Annotated in this window: 18 protein-coding genes; 16 read left to right on the plus strand and 2 right to left on the minus strand. The window is 72.1% G+C overall.

Annotation, left to right across the window (positions count from 1 at the left end; all coding sequences use genetic code 11):
• Positions 1-120 precede the first annotated feature (120 nt).
• A complete protein-coding gene (bldD, locus tag AB0B01_RS28795; RefSeq protein ID WP_007263032.1) occupies positions 121-621 on the minus strand; it encodes a transcriptional regulator BldD in 501 nt (166 codons plus the stop codon).
• Positions 622-886: 265 nt separating this feature from the next.
• Here bldD and pyrR point away from each other — a divergent pair, with 265 nt between their 5' ends.
• The 14 genes from pyrR to AB0B01_RS28865 all read left to right on the plus strand — a co-directional run bounded on the left by pyrR (position 887) and on the right by AB0B01_RS28865 (position 17,367).
• Positions 887-1,456 (plus strand): bifunctional pyr operon transcriptional regulator/uracil phosphoribosyltransferase PyrR, encoded by a 570-nt coding sequence (pyrR, locus tag AB0B01_RS28800; protein ID WP_356848410.1) that lies wholly within the window; start codon positions 887-889, stop codon positions 1,454-1,456.
• A 97-nt stretch (positions 1,457-1,553) separates the two neighbouring features.
• Complete coding sequence (locus tag AB0B01_RS28805) at positions 1,554-2,543, plus strand: aspartate carbamoyltransferase catalytic subunit (protein WP_361725212.1); 990 nt, start codon at positions 1,554-1,556, stop codon at positions 2,541-2,543.
• 2 nt (positions 2,544-2,545) lie between these two features.
• Entirely contained in the window at positions 2,546-3,832 is a 1,287-nt protein-coding gene (locus AB0B01_RS28810) for a dihydroorotase (RefSeq protein WP_361725215.1), read from the plus strand.
• Positions 3,829-4,419, plus strand: coding sequence for a hypothetical protein (locus AB0B01_RS28815; RefSeq protein ID WP_361725218.1), 591 nt, complete (start codon positions 3,829-3,831; stop codon positions 4,417-4,419). Before AB0B01_RS28810 ends, AB0B01_RS28815 begins: the two co-directional genes overlap by 4 nt.
• Positions 4,416-5,570 carry a glutamine-hydrolyzing carbamoyl-phosphate synthase small subunit gene (gene carA / locus AB0B01_RS28820; RefSeq protein WP_361725221.1) on the plus strand — a complete coding sequence of 385 codons (1,155 nt, stop codon included), beginning with the start codon at positions 4,416-4,418 and terminating at the stop codon, positions 5,568-5,570. The genes AB0B01_RS28815 and carA overlap by 4 nt, the downstream gene beginning before the upstream one ends.
• Complete coding sequence (gene carB, locus AB0B01_RS28825; RefSeq protein WP_361725224.1) at positions 5,563-8,871, plus strand: carbamoyl-phosphate synthase large subunit; 3,309 nt, start codon at positions 5,563-5,565, stop codon at positions 8,869-8,871. The genes carA and carB overlap by 8 nt, the downstream gene beginning before the upstream one ends.
• Positions 8,872-8,949: 78 nt before the next feature.
• Complete coding sequence (locus AB0B01_RS28830; protein ID WP_361725227.1) at positions 8,950-10,059, plus strand: quinone-dependent dihydroorotate dehydrogenase; 1,110 nt, start codon at positions 8,950-8,952, stop codon at positions 10,057-10,059.
• An 11-nt stretch (positions 10,060-10,070) separates the two neighbouring features.
• Entirely contained in the window at positions 10,071-10,907 is an 837-nt protein-coding gene (gene pyrF / locus AB0B01_RS28835) for an orotidine-5'-phosphate decarboxylase (RefSeq protein ID WP_361725249.1), read from the plus strand.
• Between the two features lie 234 nt (positions 10,908-11,141).
• Positions 11,142-11,465, plus strand: coding sequence for an integration host factor (locus AB0B01_RS28840; protein ID WP_008740406.1), 324 nt, complete (start codon positions 11,142-11,144; stop codon positions 11,463-11,465).
• A 61-nt stretch (positions 11,466-11,526) separates the two neighbouring features.
• A complete protein-coding gene (gmk, locus tag AB0B01_RS28845) occupies positions 11,527-12,090 on the plus strand; it encodes a guanylate kinase (RefSeq protein WP_361725231.1) in 564 nt (187 codons plus the stop codon).
• Between the two features lie 61 nt (positions 12,091-12,151).
• A complete protein-coding gene (gene rpoZ, locus AB0B01_RS28850; protein WP_004948662.1) occupies positions 12,152-12,424 on the plus strand; it encodes a DNA-directed RNA polymerase subunit omega in 273 nt (90 codons plus the stop codon).
• Positions 12,425-12,521: 97 nt separating this feature from the next.
• Positions 12,522-13,751 carry a bifunctional phosphopantothenoylcysteine decarboxylase/phosphopantothenate--cysteine ligase CoaBC gene (coaBC, locus tag AB0B01_RS28855; protein ID WP_361725234.1) on the plus strand — a complete coding sequence of 410 codons (1,230 nt, stop codon included), beginning with the start codon at positions 12,522-12,524 and terminating at the stop codon, positions 13,749-13,751.
• Between the two features lie 194 nt (positions 13,752-13,945).
• Positions 13,946-15,154: a methionine adenosyltransferase gene (gene metK, locus AB0B01_RS28860; protein WP_361725237.1), complete on the plus strand. Its 1,209-nt coding sequence runs from the start codon at positions 13,946-13,948 to the stop codon at positions 15,152-15,154.
• 164 nt (positions 15,155-15,318) lie between these two features.
• Positions 15,319-17,367, plus strand: a complete 2,049-nt coding sequence (locus tag AB0B01_RS28865; protein WP_361725252.1) for a primosomal protein N' — start codon at positions 15,319-15,321, stop codon at positions 17,365-17,367.
• A gap of 176 nt (positions 17,368-17,543) precedes the next feature.
• Here AB0B01_RS28865 and AB0B01_RS28870 read toward each other — a convergent pair whose 3' ends face one another.
• Positions 17,544-18,062 carry a hypothetical protein gene (locus AB0B01_RS28870; RefSeq protein WP_361725240.1) on the minus strand — a complete coding sequence of 173 codons (519 nt, stop codon included), beginning with the start codon at positions 18,060-18,062 and terminating at the stop codon, positions 17,544-17,546.
• Positions 18,063-18,358: 296 nt separating this feature from the next.
• On the opposite strand from AB0B01_RS28870, the gene fmt reads away from it, so the two are divergent.
• Together fmt and AB0B01_RS28880 are read left to right on the plus strand one after the other, a co-directional pair.
• Positions 18,359-19,303 (plus strand): methionyl-tRNA formyltransferase, encoded by a 945-nt coding sequence (fmt, locus tag AB0B01_RS28875; RefSeq protein WP_361725243.1) that lies wholly within the window; start codon positions 18,359-18,361, stop codon positions 19,301-19,303.
• An 84-nt stretch (positions 19,304-19,387) separates the two neighbouring features.
• The gene (locus tag AB0B01_RS28880) at positions 19,388-20,848 is read left to right on the plus strand and encodes a transcription antitermination factor NusB (protein WP_361725246.1); all 1,461 of its coding nucleotides are present in this window, start codon (positions 19,388-19,390) and stop codon (positions 20,846-20,848) included.
• Positions 20,849-21,517 lie beyond the last annotated feature (669 nt).

A 21,517-nucleotide genomic window follows, 5' to 3' on the forward strand; every position in this document is an offset into this window, starting at 1 on the left:
CTGGTACCGGGCCACCGGGAGCGAGCCGCGGCTGAGCAAGGCCGGCGGCTTCCGGCTGGACGACCCGATCAGGCTCCCGGCACCCGCCGGTAACGTTTCTGCTGGTCGTGGGGCCGAGGACTAGATGTCCTCGTGGGCCACCGCACGGCGCGCGTCCGCGTCCAGCACTCCCCAGCTGATCAGCTGCTCGGTCAGCACCGAGGGGGACTGGTCGTAGATGACGGCGAGCGTGCGCAGGTCGTCCTGGCGGATCGACAGCACCTTGCCGTTGTAGTCGCCGCGCTGGCTCTGGATGGTCGCCGCGTAGCGCTGGAGCGGGCCGGCCTTCTCGGCGGGCACGCCCGCGAGGCGCTCCAGGTCGAGGCGCAGCTTCGGCGGCGGCTCGGCCGCCCCGCCGGGAGTGGTGCCCGGCAGCAGTTCCTGCACCGGCACCCCGTAGAAGTCCGCCAGCTCGGCCAGGCGCTGGACGGTCACGGCACGGTCCCCGCGCTCGTAGGAACCGACCACCACGGCCTTCCACCGGCCCTGCGACTTCTCCTCGACACCGTGGAGGGAAAGGCCCTGCTGGGTGCGGATGGCGCGGAGCTTGGCCCCGAGCTGTTTGGCGTATTCGCTGGACATAACGCTCCCGGACGCTGTGACGCTGTGACGACATGGATGCTGTGACGACATGACCACGTGCGGCTCCGCCGCGCGGCTGGTAACTCACTGTGAGGTTACGCAGCGTTACTTGGATGCGTCAAGCCGAATGGTCTTCCCCGCCCTCCTTCGAAGGGTGGCCGCCGTGCCCCGTGCGAGTGCACGGCCCCACCCCTGGTACCGTGGAGGCCGTACATCAGACGTCCTTTAAGAACCGTCCCGTGAGGCGGAGAAGGAGGTCCTTTCCATGGACGCTCAGCAGAGCGATGTGCGCCCCGTGCTGGAGGCGCAGGACATCGCGCGGGTCCTGACCCGCATCGCCCACGAGATCGTCGAACGCGCCAAGGGCGCCGACGACGTGGTGCTCCTCGGCATTCCCACCCGCGGTGTGTACCTCGCCCGCCGGCTGGCCGCCAAGCTCGAAGAGATCACCGGCGCGAAGATCCCGGTCGGCTCCCTCGACATCACCATGTACCGCGACGACCTGCGGATGAAGCCCGCCCGCGCGATCGGCCGGACCGAGATCCCCGGCGACGACATCGACGGCCGCCTCGTCGTCCTCGTCGACGACGTGCTGTTCTCCGGGCGCACCATCCGGGCCGCCCTCGACGCGCTCGGCGACCTCGGCCGCCCTCGCGCCGTCCAGCTCGCCGTCCTCGTCGACCGCGGCCACCGCGAGCTGCCCATCCGCGCCGACTACGTCGGCAAGAACCTCCCCACGTCGCTGCGGGAGGCCGTCAAGGTCCAGCTCCAGGAGGAGGACGGCCGAGACGCCGTGCTGCTCGGCCAGCGGACCGCCCAGGCAGCCGCGCAGTAGCCCGTACGCCCGTACGAGTAGGGGTCCCCGTGAGGGCCCGCGCCCAAGCCTGCCCTGCCCGACCCAGCCTGCCCTCCCGACTTACGGAGCCACCCAGATGAAGCGCCACCTCATCTCGGCCGCCGACCTCACCCGCGACGACGCCGTCCTCATCCTCGACACCGCCGAGGAGATGGCCCGCGTCGCGGACCGGCCGATCAAGAAGCTGCCCACCCTGCGCGGTCTGACGGTCGTCAACCTCTTCTTCGAGGACTCGACCCGCACCCGGATCTCCTTCGAGGCGGCCGCCAAGCGGCTCTCCGCCGACGTCATCAACTTCTCCGCCAAGGGCTCCTCGGTCTCCAAGGGCGAGTCCCTGAAGGACACCGCGCTGACTCTGGAGGCCATGGGCGCGGACGCCGTCGTCATCCGCCACCACGCCTCCGGCGCCCCCTACCGGCTCGCCACCTCCGGCTGGATCGACTCGGCCGTCGTCAACGCCGGCGACGGCACCCACGAGCACCCGACCCAGGCCCTGCTGGACGCCTTCACCATGCGCCGCCGCCTGGTCGGCCGCGACGCCGGTCTCGGCAAGGACCTGAACGGCCGCCGGATCACCATCGTCGGCGACGTCCTGCACAGCCGGGTCGCCCGCTCCAACGTCCACCTGCTGCACACGCTCGGCGCCGAGGTCACGCTCGTGGCCCCGCCCACCCTGGTCCCGATCGGCGTCGAGACCTGGCCCTGCGAGGTCTCGTACAACCTCGACGAGGTGCTGCCGAAGTCGGACGCGGTCATGATGCTGCGTGTGCAGCGCGAACGCATGAACGCCGCCTTCTTCCCGACCGAGCGCGAGTACTCCCGCCGGTACGGACTCGACGGCGACCGCATGGCCAAGATGCCCGAGCACGCCATCGTGATGCACCCCGGCCCGATGAACCGCGGCATGGAGATCACCGCCGAGGTCGCCGACTCCGACCGCTGCACGGCCGTCGAGCAGGTCGCCAACGGCGTCTCCACCCGGATGGCCGTCCTGTACCTGCTGCTCGGAGGCTCCGAGCCCGCCGTCACCACCACCCCCGCCGCGCGCACCGAGGAGAGCAAGTAACCATGAGCAAGATCCTTATCCGTGGCGCGAAGGTCCTCGGCGGCGAGGCGCAGGACGTCCTGATCGACGGCGAGACCATCGCGGAGGTGGGCCAGAACCTGTCCGCCGAGGGCGCGACCGTCATCGAGGCCGCCGGCCAGGTCCTCCTCCCGGGCCTCGTCGACCTGCACACCCACCTGCGCGAGCCCGGCCGCGAGGACTCCGAGACGGTCCTGACCGGCACCCGCGCCGCCGCCTCCGGCGGCTACACCGCCGTCTTCGCCATGGCGAACACCTTCCCCGTCGCCGACACCGCCGGCGTCGTCGAGCAGGTCTGGCGCCTGGGCAAGGAGTCCGGCTACTGCGACGTGCAGCCCATCGGCGCCGTCACCGTCGGACTGGAGGGCAAGCAGCTCTCCGAGCTCGGCGCCATGCACGACTCCGCCGCCCGCGTCACCGTCTTCTCCGACGACGGCAAGTGCGTCGACGACGCCGTGATCATGCGCCGCGCCCTGGAGTACGTGAAGGCCTTCGGCGGCGTCGTCGCCCAGCACGCGCAGGAGCCCCGCCTCACCGAGGGCGCCCAGATGAACGAGGGCGTCGTCTCCGCCGAGCTCGGCCTGGGCGGCTGGCCCGCCGTCGCCGAGGAGTCGATCATCGCCCGCGACGTCCTCCTCGCCGAGCACGTCGGCTCCCGCGTGCACATCTGCCACCTGTCCACGGCGGGCTCCGTGGAGATCGTCCGCTGGGCCAAGTCCCGCGGCATCGACGTCACCGCCGAGGTCACCCCGCACCACCTGCTCCTCACCGACGAGCTCGTCCGCTCGTACAACGCGGTCTACAAGGTCAACCCGCCGCTGCGCACCGAGCGCGACGTCACGGCCCTGCGCGAGGCGCTCGCCGACGGCACGATCGACATCGTCGCCACCGACCACGCCCCGCACCCGCACGAGGACAAGGACTGCGAGTGGGCCGCCGCCGCCATGGGCATGGTCGGCCTGGAGACCGCCCTGTCCGTCGTCCAGCAGACGATGGTGGAGACCGGCCTGCTCGACTGGGCGGGCGTCGCCGAGCGGATGTCCTTCGCCCCGGCGCGCATCGGCAGCCTGGCGGGCCACGGCCGCCCCGTCTCGGCAGGTGAACCCGCGAACCTGACCTTGGTCGATACCTCGTACCGTGGTGTCGTGGACCCCGCACACTTCGCCTCCCGCAGCCGCAACACGCCTTACGAGGGCCGTGAGCTGCCGGGTCGCGTCACCCACACCTTCCTGCGGGGCCGCGCAACGGTCGTGGACGGGAAACTGGCGTGACACCTGCAGTGATCCAACTGGCCGCCGAGGCCGCCGAACGACAGTCGGCGGAGGTGACGGACTGGGGCGCCCGCATCGCCTGGGTGATCGGTCTCATCGTCTTCATCGCGTTCGTGTACTGGCTGATGCGGCAGGGCTGGAAATGGCGCGGAACCCTGCAGAACGACCTGCCGGAGCTGCCCGCCGCCCCGGCCGGTCTGCCCGCCCACCGGCTGGCGCTCACCGGCCGGTACCACGGCTCCACCACCGCCGGACAGTGGCTCGACCGGATCGTCGCCCACGGTCTGGGCGTCCGCAGCCGGGTCGAGCTCACGCTCACCGACGCGGGCCTCGACGTGGTCCGTCCGGGTGCCACGGACTTCTTCGTACCGGCCGCACAGCTGCGCGGCGCCCGCCTCGACAAGGGAATCGCGGGCAAGGTACTCACCGAGGGCGGTCTGCTCGTCGTCACCTGGGCGCACGGCGACAAGCTGATCGACTCCGGATTCCGCTCCGACCGCGCGGCCGAACACGCCGCCTGGGTCGAGGGCATCAGCACGCTCGTCACACAGAACCAATCCATCTCGACGGAAGGCGCCGAACGATGACGACCTCCACCAGGGGAGCCAAAACTCCCGCCGTACTCGTCCTGGAGGACGGTCGGATCTTCCGCGGCCGCGCCTACGGCGCTGTGGGGGAGACCTTCGGCGAGGCCGTGTTCTCCACCGGCATGACCGGCTACCAGGAGACCCTGACCGACCCGTCCTACCACCGGCAGGTCGTCGTGATGACCGCCCCCCACGTGGGTAACACGGGCGTGAACGACGAGGACCCCGAATCCTCCCGCATCTGGGTGTCCGGGTACGTCGTACGCGACCCCGCGCGCGTCCCGTCCAACTGGCGCTCCCGGCGCTCGCTGGACGAGGAGCTCGTCGCGCAGGGCGTCGTCGGCATCAGCGGCATCGACACCCGCGCCCTGACCCGCCACCTGCGCGAGCGCGGCGCCATGCGCGTCGGCATCTTCTCGGGCGAGGCCGTCGACCAGGACGCGGTGCTGCTCGCCAAGGTCCAGGCCTCCCCGCAGATGAAGGGCGCGAACCTCTCCGCGGAGGTCGCCACCCAGGAGACGTACGTCGTCCCCGCCATCGGCGAGAAGCGCTTCACCGTGGCCGCCGTCGACCTCGGCATCAAGGGCATGACCCCGCACCGGATGGCCGAGCGCGGCATCGAGGTGCACGTGCTGCCCGCCACCGCCACCGTCGAGGACATCTACGCGGTCTCCCCGGACGGCGTGTTCTTCTCCAACGGCCCCGGCGACCCGGCCACGGCCGACCACGCGGTCTCCGTCATGCAGGGCGTCCTCGCGCGCAAGACGCCGCTCTTCGGCATCTGCTTCGGCAACCAGATCCTCGGCCGCGCCCTCGGCTTCGGCACCTACAAGCTGAAGTACGGCCACCGCGGCATCAACCAGCCCGTGCAGGACCGCACCACCGGCAAGGTCGAGATCACCGCGCACAACCACGGCTTCGCCGTCGACGCGCCCCTCGACCAGGTCTCCGAGACCCCCTACGGCCGCGCCGAGGTCTCCCACGTCTGCCTGAACGACAACGTCGTGGAAGGCCTCCAGCTGCTCGACCAGCCGGCCTTCTCCGTCCAGTACCACCCCGAAGCGGCCGCCGGCCCGCACGACGCCGCGTACCTCTTCGACCGCTTCACGTCTTTGATGAGCACCACCCAGATGGAGGCCGAGCGTGCCTAAGCGCACCGATATCCAGTCCGTCCTGGTCATCGGCTCCGGCCCGATCGTCATCGGCCAGGCCGCCGAGTTCGACTACTCCGGCACCCAGGCCTGCCGCATCCTCAAGGCCGAGGGCTTGCGGGTCATCCTGGTGAACTCCAACCCCGCGACGATCATGACCGACCCGGAGATCGCCGACGCCACGTACGTCGAGCCGATCACCCCCGAGTTCGTCGAGAAGATCATCGCCAAGGAGCGCCCCGACGCGCTCCTGCCCACCCTCGGCGGCCAGACCGCGCTCAACACCGCCATCTCCATGCACGAGCAGGGTGTGCTGGAGAAGTACGGCGTCGAGCTCATCGGCGCCAACGTCGAGGCCATCAACAAGGGCGAGGACCGCGACCTCTTCAAGGGCGTCGTCGAGGCCGTCAAGGCCAAGATCGGCTACGGCGAGTCCGCCCGCTCGGTCATCTGCCACTCGATGGACGACGTCCTCAAGGGCGTCGACACCCTCGGCGGCTACCCCGTCGTCGTGCGCCCCTCCTTCACCATGGGCGGCGCCGGTTCCGGCTTCGCCCACGACGAGGACGAGCTGCGCCGCATCGCCGGCCAGGGCCTCACGCTGTCCCCGACCACCGAGGTGCTCCTGGAGGAGTCCATCCTCGGCTGGAAGGAGTACGAGCTGGAGCTGATGCGCGACACCAAGGACAACGTGGTCGTCGTCTGCTCCATCGAGAACTTCGACCCGATGGGCGTCCACACCGGCGACTCGATCACCGTCGCCCCCGCGATGACGCTGACCGACCGCGAGTACCAGCGCCTGCGCGACATCGGCATCGCGATCATCCGCGAGGTCGGCGTCGACACCGGCGGCTGCAACATCCAGTTCGCGATCAACCCCGACGACGGCCGCGTCATCGTCATCGAGATGAACCCGCGCGTCTCGCGCTCCTCGGCGCTCGCCTCGAAGGCCACCGGCTTCCCGATCGCCAAGATCGCCGCCAAGCTGGCCATCGGCTACACGCTCGACGAGGTCCCCAACGACATCACCGAGAAGACGCCGGCCTCCTTCGAGCCGACCCTCGACTACGTCGTCGTCAAGGCCCCCCGCTTCGCTTTCGAGAAGTTCCCGGCCGCCGACGCCACCCTCACCACCACCATGAAGTCGGTGGGCGAGGCCATGGCCATCGGCCGCAACTTCACCGAGGCGCTGCAGAAGGCCCTGCGCTCCCTGGAGAAGAAGGGCTCGCAGTTCACCTTCGTCGGCGAGCCCGGCGACAAGGACGAGCTGCTGCGCACCGCGGTCCGTCCGACCGACGGCCGCATCAACACCGTCATGCAGGCCATCCGGGCCGGCGCCACCCAGGAAGAGGTCTTCGAGTCCACGAAGATCGACCCCTGGTTCGTCGACCAGCTCTTCCTGATCAAGGAGATCGCGGACGAGCTGGCAGCCGCCGAGAAGCTCCACCCCGAGCTGCTCGCCGAGGCCAAGCGCCACGGCTTCTCCGACTCCCAGATCGCCGAGATCCGCGGCCTGCGCGAGGACGTCGTCCGCGAGGTCCGCCACGCGCTGGGCGTCCGCCCCGTCTACAAGACGGTCGACACCTGCGCCGCCGAGTTCGCCGCCAAGACCCCGTACTTCTACTCTTCCTACGACGAGGAGTCCGAGGTCGCGCCCCGCACCAAGCCCGCGGTGATCATCCTGGGCTCCGGCCCGAACCGCATCGGCCAGGGCATCGAGTTCGACTACTCCTGCGTCCACGCCTCCTTCGCGCTCAGCGACGCGGGCTACGAGACCGTGATGGTCAACTGCAACCCGGAGACCGTCTCCACCGACTACGACACCTCCGACCGCCTGTACTTCGAGCCGCTGACCCTCGAAGACGTACTGGAGATCGTCCACGTCGAGTCCCTGGCCGGGCCCATCGCCGGCGTCGTCGTCCAGCTCGGCGGCCAGACCCCCCTCGGTCTCGCCCAGGCGCTCAAGGACAACGGCGTGCCGGTCGTCGGCACCTCCCCGGAGGCCATCCACGCCGCCGAGGACCGCGGCGCCTTCGGCCAGGTCCTCGCCGAGGCCGGCCTGCCCGCCCCCAAGCACGGCACCGCCACCACCTTCGCGGGTGCGAAGGCGATCGCGGACGAGATCGGCTACCCGGTCCTGGTGCGCCCGTCGTACGTGCTCGGCGGCCGCGGCATGGAGATCGTCTACGACGAGGCCCGCCTCCAGGCGTACATCGCCGAGTCCACCGAGATCTCCCCGACCCGCCCCGTGCTGGTCGACCGCTTCCTCGACGACGCGATCGAGATCGACGTCGACGCCCTCTACGACGGCACCGAGCTCTACCTCGGCGGCGTCATGGAGCACATCGAGGAGGCCGGCATCCACTCCGGCGACTCGGCCTGCGCCCTGCCCCCGATCACCCTCGGCGGCTTCGACATCAAGCGCCTGCGCGTCTCCACCGAGGCCATCGCCAAGGGCGTCGGCGTGCGCGGTCTGATCAACATCCAGTTCGCGATGGCGGGTGACATCCTCTACGTCCTGGAGGCCAACCCGCGCGCCTCCCGCACGGTCCCCTTCACCTCGAAGGCGACCGCGGTCCCGCTCGCCAAGGCCGCCGCCCGCATCTCGCTCGGCGCCACCATCGCCGAGCTGCGCGCCGAGGGCATGCTCCCGAAGACCGGCGACGGCGGCACCCTGCCGCTCGACGCGCCGATCTCCGTCAAGGAGGCCGTCATGCCGTGGTCGCGCTTCCGCGACATCCACGGCCGCGGCGTGGACACCGTCCTCGGCCCGGAGATGCGCTCCACCGGCGAGGTCATGGGCATCGACTCGGTCTTCGGCACGGCGTACGCCAAGTCGCAGGCGGGCGCCTACGGCCCGCTGCCCACCAAGGGCCGCGCCTTCATCTCGGTCGCCAACCGCGACAAGCGCTCGATGATCTTCCCGGCGCGCGAGCTCGTCGCCCACGGCTTCGAGCTGCTCGCCACCTCCGGCACCGCCGAGGTCCTGCGCCGCAACGGCATCAACGCCACCATCGTGCGCAAGCTCAGCGAGGGCGAGGGCCCCGGCGGCGAGAAGACGATCGTCCAGCTGATCCACGACGGCCAGGTCGACCTGATCGTCAACACCCCCTACGGCACCGGCGGCCGTCTCGACGGCTACGAGATCCGCACCGCCGCCGTGGCCCGCGGCGTCCCGTGCCTGACCACGGTCCAGGCGCTCGCCGCGGCCGTCCAGGGCATCGAGGCGCTCGGCCACGGCGACGTGGGCGTCCGCTCGCTCCAGGAGCACGCGGAGCACCTGACCGCGGCCCGCGACTAGCAGCCCGACCAGGAGAGGGGGACACCGGTTTCACGACGGGTGTCCCCCTCCTCATGAGCGCACGAGGAACCGACTGAGATGTACAAGCTCTTCTTCCACCTGGTCTTCAAGCGGATGGACCCGGAGCAGGCCCACTACCTGGCCTTCCGCTGGATCCGCCTCGCGGCCCGCACTCCTGTGCTGCGCACCTTCGTCGCGGCCGTCCTCGCCCCCCGCCACAAGGAGCTGCGCACGCAGGCCCTGGGCCTGCGCATGCACGGCCCCTTCGGCCTCGCCGCGGGCTTCGACAAGAACGCCGTCGCGATCGACGGCATGGCGATGCTCGGCTTCGACCACGTCGAGATCGGCACCGTCACGGCGCAGGCCCAGCCCGGCAACCCCAAGAAGCGCCTCTTCCGGCTGGTGCCGGACCGCGCGCTGATCAACCGCATGGGCTTCAACAACGAGGGCTCGGCGGCCGTGGCGGCGCGCCTGGAGGCCCGCAGGCCGGTCTTCAACACCGTCGTCGGCGTCAACATCGGCAAGACCAAGGTCGTACCCGAGGAGGAGGCGGTGGGGGACTACGTCGCCTCCACCGAGCGCCTGGCCCGCCACGCCGACTACCTCGTCGTGAACGTCTCCTCCCCGAACACCCCTGGCCTGCGCAACCTCCAGGCGACGGAGTCGCTGCGCCCCCTGCTCACGGGCGTCCGCGAGGCGGCCGACCGCACGGTGACCGACCGCCGCGTCCCGCTGCTAGTCAAGATCGCCCCCGACCTCGCCGACGAGGACGTGGACGCGGTGGCCGACCTGGCGCTGGAGCTCGGCCTGGACGGCATCATCGCCACCAACACCACCATCGCCCGCGAGGGCCTCGGCCTGAAGTCCGCCCCGTCCCTGGTCAAGGAGACGGGCGGGCTCTCCGGTGCCCCGGTCAAGGAGCGCTCCCTGGAGGTCCTGCGCCGCCTGTACGCCCGCGTGGGCGACCGGCTGGTCCTGGTGGGCGTCGGCGGCATCGAGAACGCCGAGGACGCCTGGCAGCGGATCCTGGCCGGCGCCACGCTGATCCAGGGCTACAGCGCCTTCATCTACGAGGGCCCGTTCTACGCCCGCTCGATCCACAAGGGCCTGGCCGCGCGCCTGGCCGCCAGCCCGTACGCGACCCTCGCCGAAGCGGTGGGCGCCGAGACCCGAAAGGCCGCCCTGTGACGACCGAGACCCTGGGTACCCCCTTCGGCACCCGCCTCCGCGAGGCGATGGACTCCCGCGGCCCCCTGTGCGTCGGCATCGACCCGCACGCCGCCCTGCTGTCCTCCTGGGGCCTGGGCGACGACATCGCGGGCCTGGAGCGCTTCTCCCGGACCGTGGTGGAGGCCCTGGCCGACCAGGTGGCGGTCTTCAAGCCGCAGGCGGCCTTCTTCGAGCGCTTCGGCTCGCGCGGCATCGCGGTGCTGGAGCAGACCGTGGCGGACGCCCGCGCGGCCGGCACCCTGGTCCTGATGGACGCCAAGCGCGGGGACATCGGCTCGACGATGGCCGCGTACGCCGAGACCTTCCTGCGCAAGGACTCGCCGCTGTTCTCCGACGCGCTGACGGTCTCGCCGTACCTGGGCTACGGCTCCCTGCGCCCCGCCTTCGACCTCGCCCGCGCATCGGGCGCCGGCCTGTTCGTGCTCGCCCTCACCTCGAACCCGGAGGGCGCCGAGGTCCAGCGCGCGGTCCGCGAGGACGGCAGGACCATCGGCGCCACGATGCTGGCCCACCTCGCCGCCGAGAACGCCGGCGCCGCACCGCTCGGCTCCTTCGGCGCGGTCGTCGGCGCCACCCTGGGCGACCTCTCGTCCTTCGACCTGGACATCAACGGCCCGCTGCTGGCCCCCGGCATCGGCGCCCAGGGCGCCACGGCGGCGGATCTGCCGGCCGTCTTCGGCGCCGCCGTGCGCAACGTCGTGCCGAACGTGTCCCGCGGTGTCCTGAAGCACGGCCCGGACGCGGCGGCGCTCCGCGCGTCGGCGGCCCGGTTCGCGGACGAAATCCGCCAGGCGGTCTCCCGCTGACGTCCTTCACCGGACAAAACCGGGGTACTTTGTCCGTGATGTACGTTTCAGTGGAGGCTGACCAGGACTTTTCGTCCGTTCTCGCTGACTGGAGCGGCCATGGCCGCTAGTCTCCGAGCAGAGTGAACGAGCAGCGAACGAGTTCCACCGCTGTTCGGGCATTCGCCTGGTGTGGCGCCCTAGGGTTCCCCACCGGTCCGTATCCGACAGTTCGACATCCGAGGTGACGTAGGCGTGGCTCTTCCGCCCCTTACCCCTGAACAGCGCGCAGCCGCGCTCGAAAAGGCCGCCGCGGCTCGCCGGGAGCGGGCCGAGGTGAAGAATCGACTCAAGCACTCCGGCGCCTCCCTCCAAGAGGTCATCAAGACGGGCCAGGAGAACGACGTCATCGGCAAGATGAAGGTCTCCGCCCTGCTGGAGTCCCTGCCTGGCGTGGGCAAGGTGCGCGCCAAGCAGATCATGGAGCGCCTCGGCATCTCCGAGTCCCGGCGTGTCCGAGGTCTCGGCTCCAACCAGATCGCCTCTCTGGAACGTGAGTTCGGCACCCCAGCCGGCTGACGCTTCGCCTGAAGTTCTCCCGGCGTTCTCAGGCAGTCCCTGGAACCTGGATAATCGCTCTATGGCAGCAGAGGTTCGTCCGCGGCTGACCGTGCTCTCCGGCCCCTCGGGTGTCGGCAAGAGCACGGTCGTCGCGCATATGCGCAAGGTCCACCCCGAGGTCTGGCTCTCGGTGTCGGCCACCACCCGCAAGCCGCGGCCCGGTGAGCGACACGGAGTCCAGTACTTCTTCGTCAGCGACGACGAGTTCGACAAGCTGATCGCCAACGGCGAGCTGCTGGAGTGGGCCGAGTTCGCGGGCAACCGCTACGGCACACCGCGCGGCGCGGTGGCCGAGCGCCTGGAGAACGGCGAGCCCGTCCTCCTGGAGATCGACCTCCAGGGCGCGCGGCTCGTCCGCGAGTCCATGCCCGAGGCGCAGCTGGTCTTTCTCGCGCCGCCCAGCTGGGAGGAGCTGGTCCGCCGGCTCACCGGCCGGGGCACCGAATCGGCCGAGGTCATCGAGCGCCGCCTGGAAACCGCCAAGGTGGAGCTCGCGGCCGAGTCCGAGTTCGACACCACCCTGGTCAACACCTCCGTCGAGGACGTGGCGCGTGAGCTGCTAGCCTTGATGGAAGTTGTCTGATCGTTGACCGTCGTTCCCTCGGTCAATGCCTGATCTTTCACCCATCTTCGGAAGGTAGAGCGTGTCCTCTTCCATCACTGCGCCCGAGGGCATCATCAACCCGCCGATCGACGAGCTGCTTGAGGCCACGGACTCGAAGTACAGCCTCGTGATCTACGCGGCCAAGCGCGCGCGTCAGATCAACGCGTACTACTCGCAGCTCGGTGAGGGCCTGCTTGAGTACGTCGGCCCGCTGGTGGACACCCACGTCCACGAGAAGCCGCTTTCGATCGCGCTGCGCGAGATCAACGCGGGTCTGCTGACCTCCGAGGCCATCGAGGCCCCGGCCCAGTAAGGCACCGAGATTCCTTTCACCACAGGCCCGGCAGAACATCTGCCGGGCCTGTGGTGTGTCATAGACACGTACGACGACAGCCGAAGGGGCGTGTGTGGTGGGTAAGCCGAAGGTCGTGCTCGGAGTCAGCGGCGGGATCGCCGCCTACAAGGCGTGCGAGCTGCTGCGCCGGCTGACCGAGTCCGGGCACGAGGTACGGGTGGTGCCCACGGCTGCGGCCCTGCACTTCGTGGGCGAGGCGACCTGGGCCGCCCTGTCCGGGAACCCGGCCGGGACCGAGGTGTGGGAGAGCGTCGACGAGGTGCCCCACGTGCGGATCGGCCAGGGCGCCGACCTCGTCGTCGTCGCCCCGGCCACCGCCGACATGCTGGCCAAGGCCGCCCACGGGCTGGCCGACGACCTCCTCACCAACACGCTCCTCACCGCCCGCTGCCCGGTGGTCTTCGCGCCCGCCATGCACACCGAGATGTGGGAGCACCCCGCCACTCAGGAGAACGTGGCCACCCTGCGCCGGCGCGGCGCCGTCGTCATCGAGCCCGCCGTCGGCCGGCTCACCGGCAAGGACACCGGCAAGGGGCGCCTCCCGGACCCCGAGGAGATCTACGAGGTGTGCCGCAACGTTTTGAGAAGGCACAGCCTGGCCCGCGGCACGGCCGAGCCCGATCTCGCCGGACGGCACGTGGTGATCAGCGCCGGCGGCACCCGGGAGCCGCTGGACCCGGTCCGCTTCCTCGGCAACCGCTCCTCCGGCAAGCAGGGCTACGCGCTCGCCCGTACCGCCGTCGCACGCGGGGCCCGGGTCACCCTCGTCGCGGCCAACACCGCGCTGGCCGACCCGGCCGGGGCGGACGTCGTACGGGTCGGGACGGCCTTCCAGCTGCGCGAGGCCGTGCTCAAGGCCGCCGCGGACGCCGACGCCGTGGTGATGGCGGCCGCCGTCGCCGATTTCCGGCCGGCCCAGTACGCCGACGGCAAGATCAAGAAGAAGGACGGGCAGGAGCCCGCTCCGCTGACCCTCGTCCGCAACCCCGACGTCCTCGCGGAGATCTCGGCCGACCGGGCCCGGGACGGGCAGGTGGTGGTCGGGTTCGCCGCGGAAACGGACGACGTACTCGCCAACGGACGGGCCAAGCTCGCCCGCAAGCGGTGTGATCTTCTCGTCGTCAACGAGGTCGGCGCCTCCAAGACCTTTGGTTCCGAGGAGAACGAAGCGGTGATCCTGTCCTCTGATGGATCGGAAACGCCCGTTCCCTACGGTCCGAAGGAAGCGCTGGCCGACGTCATTTGGGACCAGGTCGCCGCCCGGCTCGCCCCGCGACGCGCCTGAGCCGCGACCCTTCTCGTAACGAATTCCATACGCCAGAATGGAGTGTCGCAGGTCACGCGGCTCCCATAGGGCGAGACGGGTGGTCCGGCGCCCGGTGGCGACCGATAAACTGCATTCGGAACGTGATCGGGCGCAGCCCCCGGTGTGGTTCCGCCAATGATCAGCCAGCAGCCGCTGCAACCCCAGGGAGCGATGTGTCCCGCCGCCTGTTCACCTCGGAGTCCGTGACCGAGGGCCACCCCGACAAGATCGCTGACCAGATCAGCGACACGATCCTCGACGCGCTCCTCACCGAGGACCCGACCTCGCGTGTGGCCGTGGAGACCCTCATCACCACCGGTCTCGTGCACATCGCGGGCGAGGTGACGACGAAGGCCTACGCCCCGATCGCGCAGCTCGTGCGCGACAAGATCCTTGAGATCGGCTACGACTCCTCGAAGAAGGGCTTCGACGGCGCCTCCTGCGGCGTGTCGGTGTCCATCGGCGCGCAGTCCCCGGACATCGCGCAGGGCGTCGACACCGCGTACGAGAAGCGGGTCGAGGGCGACGAGGACGAGCTCGACAAGCAGGGCGCCGGTGACCAGGGCCTGATGTTCGGCTACGCCTGCGACGAGACGCCCGAGCTGATGCCGCTCCCGATCCACCTCGCGCACCGGCTCTCCCGCCGCCTGTCCGAGGTCCGCAAGAACGGGACCATCCCGTACCTGCGCCCCGACGGCAAGACGCAGGTCACCATCGAGTACGACGGCGACAAGGCCGTCCGCCTCGACACGGTCGTCGTCTCCACCCAGCACGCGTCCGACATCGACCTGGACTCGCTGCTCGCCCCCGACATCCGCGAGTTCGTCGTCGAGCACGTGCTCGGTCAGCTCGTCGAGGACGGCATCAAGCTGGACACCGACGGCTACCGGCTGCTGGTCAACCCGACCGGCCGCTTCGAGATCGGCGGCCCGATGGGCGACGCCGGCCTGACCGGCCGCAAGATCATCATCGACACCTACGGCGGCATGGCCCGCCACGGCGGCGGCGCCTTCTCCGGCAAGGACCCGTCCAAGGTCGACCGCTCCGCCGCCTACGCGATGCGCTGGGTCGCCAAGAACGTGGTCGCCGCCGGCCTCGCCTCGCGCTGCGAGGTCCAGGTCGCCTACGCCATCGGCAAGGCCGAGCCCGTCGGCCTGTTCGTCGAGACCTTCGGCACCGCCAAGGTGGAGGTCCAGAAGATCGAGGAAGCGATCGGCGAGGTCTTCGACCTCCGTCCGGCCGCGATCATCCGCGACCTCGACCTGCTGCGCCCGATCTACGCCCAGACCGCCGCCTACGGCCACTTCGGCCGCGAGCTGCCGGACTTCACCTGGGAGCGCACCGACCGCGTCGACGCCCTGCGCGCCGCCGCCGGCCTGTAACAGCCGCTCGTGCGAACGGCCCCGGACCCTCTGGTCCGGGGCCGTTCGGCGTTGTCGGTGCCATCGGGTAAGAATGCTGTGTGAGCAGCGCGAACGAGTCCGGGCAGCGGGGCGGGGACGGGGATCCCGGCGGCCCGCCGGAGCAGCTCGCGCTCATCCGGGAGATGGTCGCCGAGGCCAAGGCCAAGGCCCCCAAGGCCAAGCCGCGCACCTGGCGCGGCGCGGCCCTCGCCAAGGAACTGCCGGTCGCGCGGGTCCTCGTCAACAAGGGGGTGCTCCACCTCGACCAGCTCTGGGACTACGCCGTCCCCGAGGAGCTGTCCGAGGCCGCCCAGCCGGGGGTCCGCGTCCGCGTCCGCTTCGGCGCCGGCTCCCACCAGGTGCACGGCGGCCGCCGTGAGGGCGGCGGGCTCATCGACGGCTTCATCGTCGAGCGCCGCGCCGAGTCCGACTACAACGGGGCCCTGGCGGCCCTCGCGCACGTCGTCTCGCCCGAGGCGGTCCTCACCCCGCAGCTGCTGGCCCTCGCCCGCGCCGTCGCCGACCGGTACGCGGGCAGCCTGGCCGACGTGCTCCAGCTCGCCCTGCCTCCGCGCAACGCCCGCGCCGAGGCCAAGCCCTCGCCGGAGCCGCTGCCCCCGCCCGCCGCCCCCGACCCCGGCGGCTGGACGCGGTACGGAGCCGGCCCCGCCCTCCTGCGGGCCCTGGCCACCGGCGGTGCGCCGCGCGCCGTCTGGACCGCGCTGCCCGGCCCCGGCTGGGCCGACGAGCTGGCCCGCGCCCTGGCCGCCACCCTCGCCTCCGGCCGCGGAGCCCTGGTCGTCCTGCCCGACGGGCGGGCCGCCGCCCGGGTGGACAGGGCCCTCACCGCCCTGCTCGGCGAGGGGCGGCACGCGCTGCTGACCGCCGAATCCGGCCCCGAGAAGCGCTACCGCCAATGGCTCGCCGTCCACCGCGGCTCGGTGCGGGCCGTGATCGGCACCCGGGCCGCCATGTTCGCCCCCGTGCGCGACCTCGGGCTCGTCGCCGTCTGGGACGACGGGGACTCCAGCCACAGCGACGACAACGCCCCCTTCCCGCACGTCCGGGAGGTGCTGGAACTGCGCGCCGTCAGCGAGGGCTGCGCCTTCCTGGCCGGGAGCACGAGCTGCACCGTGGAGGCCGCCCAGCTGGTCGAGTCCGGCTGGGCGCGGCCGCTGGCCGCCGACCGCGAGACGGTACGGGCCGCCGCCCCCCGGATCCGGACCGTCGGCGACGAACTGCTGGCCCGCGACGAGGCGGCCCGCGTCGCCCGGCTGCCGACCCTGGCCTGGGAGACCGTACGGGAGGGGCTGAAGACCGGGCCCGTGCTCGTCCAGGTCCCCCGGCGCGGCTACGTACCCCGCCTGGCCTGCGAGCGCTGCCGCACCCCGGCCCGCTGCACCGTCTGCGCCGGGCCGCTGGAAGCCCCCGACGAGCGGGACCTCCAGTGCGGATGGTGCGGGCGGCCGGAACCCTCCTGGCACTGCGAGGAATGCGGTTCCTTCCGGCTGCGGGCCCAAGTGGTGGGGGCGCGGCGGACCGCCGAGGAGCTGGGCCGGGCTTTCCCCGCCGTACCCGTGCGCACCTCCGGGCGCGACCACGTCCTCGACGAGGTACCGGACCGCCCCGCCCTGGTGGTGAGCACGCCGGGCGCCGAGCCCGTCGCCGCGGGCGCCGGGTACGCGGCCGCGCTGCTGCTCGACGGCTGGGCCATGCTGGGCCGGCCCGACCTGCGCGCGGGGGAGGACGCGCTGCGGCGCTGGCTGGCGGCTGCCTCGCTGGTGCGGGCCGACGGGCAGGTCGTGGTGGTCGCGGAGCCGACGCTGCGGCCCGTGCAGGCGCTCGTCCGGTGGGATCCCGTGGGCCACGCGGTCCGCGAACTCGCCGAGCGCTCCCAGCTCGGCTTCCCCCCGGTGTCGCGGATGGCGGCGGTCGCCGGGCGCGGGGAGGCGGTGGAGGCCTTCCTCGCCGGCGCCGCCCTGCCGCCGGACGCGGAGGTCCTGGGACCCGTACCGCTGCCGGGGCGGCGCGGGGAGCCCTCGCCGGGGGAGCGGGCGCTGGTGCGGGTGCCGCCGGGAAGCGGAGCCGCGCTGGCCGCCGCCCTCAAGACCGCCCAGGCGGCCCGGCTGGCGCGGGGCGTCCCGGCGGCGGAGGCGGTCCGGATCCGGATCGACCCGCCCGACATCGGCTGAGGGAGCTCGGGCGCGCCCGACGGGTCCCGCGGTCCGCCGGGGCGGATCGGTCCCGCGGACGGCGAACGCCCCCGGCGGGAGCGGCCGATGGGTCGCTTCCGCCGGGGGCGGCGTTCGTACGGGCGGCCCGGGCCGGCCGTCGGGGGTCGGCGTCCCGGCGGCGGGCGGGCGGCGCGTCAGCCGCCCCGCGGTCCGGGGAACGCCGCGGAGCGCGCCGCGGCCGGGGCCTGGGACTCCTCGCGTACCGGCTGCGGCGGGACGGACCGGGCCGCCGGGACCGTGGGGAGCGGCCCCAGCGTCCGGGTGGCGCTGCCCTCGGCCAGCGACTCCGCCGGCTCTGCGGCCTGGGCCCGCCGGGCACCGTAGCGCCGGTGCACGGCCTGCTTCGTGACACCGAGCGCCGAGCCCACCGCGTCCCACGAGAAACCGAGCGAGCGGTCGAAGTCCACCGCGGCGGTGACCAGCGTCTCGACGCTGTCCCGCAGCTCCTGCGCGAGGCGGACGGTGGGCGCGGGGGCCCGGCCGTAGACGACGAAGCCCGTGGAAGGCCCGGAGCGGCGCGGGCGGTACACATTGCCGAGCTGGGCGGTGAGCGTACGCAGAGCATCCACCTGCCGGCGAACCCGCTCGATGTCCCGCACCAGGAGATGCAGGCTGGCCCGTGCTTGGGCGTCGTGGGTGGCGTGGTCGGCCATGAAGAAGCCTCTCGAACCGGTGCTGAAGAGCGGATCGGGCCGCAGACACCGTTCTTTCGCGGCCCGGTTTCGGTCAATCTCTCTTGACCAACGCGCCATACGGCAATGAAGTCACGCACCCGGGGCGTGTCGGCATATGCGAGAGGCGCATGGGTCTGCGTACGCCCCCTGATGAGGCACGTGGGGCGGCTGGGGCGGCCGGCCGCACGGGCCGTGCACCCCGTCGGCGGCTGCCCGCACGGGCCGCCCCATAGACTGGTGTGCTGCTGACAGCCCAATAGCGAGGTAGGACCCCCGTGAAGCTCGTCTTCGCAGGCACCCCCGAGGTCGCCGTGCCCGCCCTGGACGCCCTGATCGCCTCCGGGCGCCACGAGGTCGCCGCCGTCGTCACCCGGCCCGACGCCCCGGCCGGCCGGGGGCGCCGACTCGTCGCCAGCCCGGTCGCCCAGCGCGCCGAGGAGGCCGGCATCGAGGTGCTCAAGCCGGCCAAGCCGCGGGACCCCGAGTTCCAGGACCGGCTGCGCGCGATCGACCCCGACTGCTGCCCGGTCGTCGCGTACGGCGCGCTGCTTCCCAAGAGCGCCCTGGAGATCCCCCGGCGCGGGTGGGTCAACCTGCACTTCTCCCTGCTGCCCGCCTGGCGCGGGGCCGCGCCCGTACAGCACGCCATCATGGCGGGGGACGAGGTGACCGGCGCCTCCACCTTCCTCATCGAAGAAGGCCTCGACTCGGGTCCCGTCTACGGACACCTGACCGAGGAGATCCGCCCCACCGACACCAGCGGCGACCTGCTGACCCGCCTCGCCTTCGCCGGCGCCGGTCTGCTGGCCGCCACCATGGACGGCATCGAGGACGGCTCCCTGCGCGCCGTGGAGCAGCCCGGCGACGGGATCTCGCTCGCGCCCAAGATCACCGTCGAAGACGCCCGGATCGACTGGAAGGCCCCGGCCCTGCGCGCCGACCGCGTGGTCCGCGGCTGCACGCCCGCGCCGGGAGCCTGGACGGTCTTCCGCGGAGAGCGCCTCAAGCTGATCTCCGTCGGCCTGGTGCCCGACCGCACGGACCTGGAGCCGGGCGTGCTGGCCCCCGCGAAGAACAACGTCTACGTCGGCACCGGCTCGCACGCCGTGGAGCTGCTCTGGGTCCAGCCGCAGGGCAAGAAGCCGATGGCCGGCGCCGACTGGGCGCGCGGGGTGCGGATCGCTCCGGGCGAGCGGCTGGGCGGGGCGGACGTAGGCTGAGCTGGTGGGCGGTGCCTTTTTGCGGACGCCGCCGGCAGTAGTGCAGTACCCCGTAGTCACTCGTAAAACCGGAGCACCTTTCACGTGAGCGAACAGCCCCGTCGCCGACCCGCCGCAGGCGGCAAGCAGCAGCCCAAGCCGTACCGCCGCCCCAAGAAGGACCCCGTCCGCATCCTGGCCTTCGAGGCGCTGCGGGCGGTGGACGAGCGCGACGCGTACGCGAACCTCGTCCTGCCGCCCCTGCTGCGCAAGGCACGCCAGGACGAGAGCTTCCAGGCGAGGGACGCGGCGCTGGCCACCGAGCTGGTGTACGGGACACTGCGTCGCCAGGGCACGTACGACGCGGTCATCGCGGCCTGCATCGACCGGCCGCTGCGCGAGGTCGACCCGCCGGTCCTGGACGTGCTCTCGCTCGGCGCGCACCAGCTGCTGGGCACCCGGATCCCGAGCCATGCCGCCGTGTCGGCGAGCGTGGAGCTGGCCCGTGTGGTGCTCGGCGACGGTCGCGCGAAGTTCGTGAACGCCGTCCTGCGGAAGATCGCCGCGCACGATCTGGACGGCTGGCTGGAGCAGGTGGCCCCGCCCTACGAGGAGGACGCCGAGGAGCACCTCGCGGTGTACCACTCGCACCCGAGGTGGGTCGTCAGCGCGCTGTGGGACGCCCTGGGCGGCGGCCGCGCCGGCATCGAGGACCTGCTGGAGGCCGACAACGAGCGGCCCGAGGTCACGCTCGTCGCGAGGCCGGGGCGGTCCACGCCGCAGGAGCTGCTGGAGGCGGTCGGCGAGGACTCGGCGCTGCCGGGGCGCTGGTCCCCGTACGCCGTACGGATGGCCGAAGGCGGCGAGCCGGGCGCCCTGGAGGCGGTGCGCGAGGGGCGCGCCGGCGTCCAGGACGAGGGCAGCCAGCTGGTGGCGATGGCCCTGGCGGCGGCCCCGGTGGAGGGCCGCGACGAGCGCTGGCTGGACGGCTGCGCGGGCCCGGGCGGCAAGGCGGCCCTGCTGGGGGCCCTGGCCGCGGAGCGCGGGGCGTTCCTGCTGGCCTCCGAGAAGCAGCCGCACCGGGCGAGGCTCGTGGAGCGGGCCCTCGCCGGCAACCCCGGCCCCTACCAGGTCATCGCGGCGGACGGCACCCGCCCGCCGTGGCGGCCCGGCTCCTTCGACCGGGTGTTGATGGACGTCCCCTGCTCGGGCCTGGGCGCGCTGCGCCGCCGCCCCGAGGCACGCTGGCGCCGCCGCCCGGAGGACCTGGAGGGCTTCGCCCCGTTGCAGCGGGCGCTGCTGCGAGAGGCGCTGTCGGCGGTCCGTGTCGGCGGTGTGGTGGGCTACGCGACGTGTTCGCCGCACCTGGCGGAGACCCGGGTCGTGGTGGACGACGTCCTGAAGGGCCGCGGAGCGGGCAACCACCCGGTGGCGGCCGAACTCCTCGACGCGCGCCCGTACATGGAGGGGGTCCCGGCCCTGGGCGAAGGCCCGGACGTCCAGCTGTGGCCCCACCTCCACGGCACGGACGCGATGTACTTGGCGCTGCTGCGGCGGGTGGCGTAGGGGGCGGGCCCGTAGGGATTCCACCCTGCACGGCCTCGCCCCGCAGCGGGGTACCCATGCGCCCTTGGATGGGTCCAGATTGCGGTCAGTGGGCTTCTCTGATGCGGCGGACAGCTGCCCGGACCGACACCCAGGGGCGGCGGTAGGGCGGGGCGGTCCGCAAGGAGACTCGTCACGATCGCCGTCGTCTCCCCAGCCCCAGGCTTCCCCACCCACACGGCCGCCGGCCGCCGAGCCGAGACCGGCTGTGTAGCGATCCGTCGCGCCTCTCCCAGCTACAGACGGCCGCCGGGCGCCAACAGAGACAGGCCCTGTGCAATCTGTGGCGGCCTACGAGCAACCTCAGACCGCCGCAACCAAGATCGGCTGTGTAGCGATCTATGGCGGCCTATTCCCAGCCCCAGACAGGCCGCGGACGCTATGCCGAGACCGGCTGTGTAGCGATCTGACGCGATGGTGGCCCCTTCCGGCCCCGGCTGCCCATCTGATGGGCATCGGCAGCGACTTGACCCGACCGGGGCTCGGAAAGGGCATCTATCGACCCCGAATGGGGACATGGCGGCGGGAACCGGCCCGCCCCTCACCGACGGGCCCGCTCCTGAACACGACCCCCCGGCCATCCTTCGGGGGCTTCCCGGCAGTCTGTTGTCTTTCCGGGGCGGGCCGGGC

Origin of the sequence: Streptomyces sp. NPDC044571, assembly GCF_040647115.1 — a bacterium.
In the GTDB taxonomy this organism is placed as follows: Bacteria; Actinomycetota; Actinomycetes; order Streptomycetales; family Streptomycetaceae; genus Streptomyces.

Coding starts and splice junctions, on each gene's coding strand:
- bldD (WP_007263032.1), bottom strand. CDS start 621: ATGTCCAGCGAATACGCCAAACAGCTCGGGGCCAAGCTCCGCGCCATC.
- pyrR (WP_356848410.1), top strand. CDS start 887: ATGGACGCTCAGCAGAGCGATGTGCGCCCCGTGCTGGAGGCGCAGGAC.
- AB0B01_RS28805 (WP_361725212.1), top strand. CDS start 1,554: ATGAAGCGCCACCTCATCTCGGCCGCCGACCTCACCCGCGACGACGCC.
- AB0B01_RS28810 (WP_361725215.1), top strand. CDS start 2,546: ATGAGCAAGATCCTTATCCGTGGCGCGAAGGTCCTCGGCGGCGAGGCG.
- carA (WP_361725221.1), top strand. CDS start 4,416: ATGACGACCTCCACCAGGGGAGCCAAAACTCCCGCCGTACTCGTCCTG.
- AB0B01_RS28830 (WP_361725227.1), top strand. CDS start 8,950: ATGTACAAGCTCTTCTTCCACCTGGTCTTCAAGCGGATGGACCCGGAG.
- gmk (WP_361725231.1), top strand. CDS start 11,527: ATGGCAGCAGAGGTTCGTCCGCGGCTGACCGTGCTCTCCGGCCCCTCG.
- AB0B01_RS28865 (WP_361725252.1), top strand. CDS start 15,319: ATGGTCGCCGAGGCCAAGGCCAAGGCCCCCAAGGCCAAGCCGCGCACC.
- AB0B01_RS28870 (WP_361725240.1), bottom strand. CDS start 18,062: ATGGCCGACCACGCCACCCACGACGCCCAAGCACGGGCCAGCCTGCAT.